The sequence below is a fragment of the Micromonospora sp. H61 genome (genome assembly GCF_018070325.1).
In the GTDB taxonomy this organism is placed as follows: Bacteria; Actinomycetota; Actinomycetes; order Mycobacteriales; family Micromonosporaceae; genus Micromonospora; species Micromonospora salmantinae.
Genome location: NZ_JAGPXY010000205.1, coordinates 1 through 1665, shown reverse-complemented (window position 1 = coordinate 1665; position 1665 = coordinate 1). Strand labels below are relative to the sequence as shown.

The 1665-nt window shown below is 63.2% G+C and carries 2 protein-coding genes; both read right to left on the bottom strand.

Annotation, left to right across the window (positions count from 1 at the left end; genetic code table 11):
- On the bottom strand, window positions 1–1416 hold a 1416-nt coding region (locus KBX08_RS33150; RefSeq protein ID WP_210787696.1), incomplete at its 3' end, for an ATP-binding protein.
- A gap of 42 nt (window positions 1417–1458) precedes the next feature.
- Window positions 1459–1665, bottom strand: a 207-nt coding sequence (locus tag KBX08_RS33145; protein ID WP_210787695.1) for a hypothetical protein, incomplete at its 5' end; no start/stop codon positions are given.

Below are 1665 nucleotides of genomic sequence, written 5' to 3'. Positions count from 1 at the left end.
AGTGTGCACAAACCGGGTGAGCAGCCGCTTGAGCACTGAACGATCCACATCGGCGGGACTTTGCGTGGTGAGGACGAGGCCGAGCCGGTAGTGCCGACCGATGCGGGCAATCTCGCGCAGCACCTGAGTGGAGACCAACCGGTCCTCGTTCGGCGCGACGAGGTGAAACTCGTCAATCGAAAGTATGGTGAAGGGGATCTTCCGCTCCCGAGCCAAGTCCTGAAGATCGCGGGCGATGGCAGCGGTGATGATGCGAAGGTCGCTGAGCAGTAGCCCGCGGCAGTCGATGTTGACGAACGCCCCGGGCTGTAGCTTCCCGATCCAGTCAAATCGCGTGCCTATGTATTGTAAGCGCTCCAACGCCCGCACACGTATCTGGGCCGGTCGCAGGGTATTTGCTTGCTCCATCTTCAGGTGCGGCGCCTGCACCTCGATCTCAGCGACGAGTTCATCGACGCTGAAAGCGGAACGGCGACCCTGGGCGATCTCCCGCCGGAGCACATCGAATGTGTAGCCGATCAATGTCTCGATGTTGGTGCCACGGTTGATGCCCGCGACGGCTTCCAGGAGATCCTCCCGAGTCAAGGTGCCTAGGGGGAGCGTGAAGCCATCACCGGGAACGAGGTTGACGCCGCCGAACTGCTTGGCGGCGGTGACCATCTCACCATTAACGTCGATGTTTACCTGGGGCACTCCAAACCGGTGCAGCTCCTCCCCGAGCACGCCGCGCGTGTAGCTCTTGCCGCTGCCGATGCCGCCCACGATCAGCACGTGTCTCTGGACGGCGTCGGGTTGAAGCGTTACCGCGACCGAACTATCGCTGTGCAGAGTGCCCATGTGTAGACCGTCATCAGGGCTGGCAGGGAAGCCCATGGCCGCCGTCACCATTTCGGTGCTCGGCCGCCGGACGGCATCCCCCGCGCGGGGTAAGGTCCGAATCTCGGTTGGCTCGCCCAACCGGTGCCCGGCTATCGGCAGTTCCTCGACAAGCTCGCATCGCGCGATCCGATAGATGACTGTGGACTCGCCCTCGGTGGCATACTCGCTTGCGAAGGGTAGGACCTCGCGCACCGTTGCACTTTGCGGATCCTCGTGCGGGTTCACCTCGTGCACATCCAGCACCCGCCCGAGGACCCACGCGTCGAGGTCGCCGTCGCGGTCGCGGCCCTCGATCGACACGAAGTCTCCCGGGCTGACCGCTGCCTGCGGTCCAAGGCGGAAGCGAATCTCATCGAAGGTCGGCGACTTGTCATCGCTGATCACAGTGCCCAACAGGTCATCCATGCCGGGCCTGCCGATGAAGACTTCCCCGTGGAGTACCTCCCCATCCACCCGGTCATCCGCTCGGCTGAAGTAAGAGTCGTCGGGCTTAGCCTCGTCGCCGGTACCGCTCGCCGCCCTCTGCTCCTCGGTCATCATGCTCCTCCCGTTCACCGTTAACCTGTAACCAGTTCATGGTTAATGGTGCATGACCTGCGAGTCCTGCGCAAGACTCGATTGGGTGATTTCCGAGGATGTAAGTGCCGGGCTCTTGATCAACATGCCGCAATGGAGCTGCTGTACGAGGGCAGTGACGCGGTCCTGGCCGTCTAGCTCTGCGGTAGCGATGACCCGCCCGGCGCGGTTCGGATGGGCAGGCATGGCGCGTAGGGCCCGAGCGGCGAC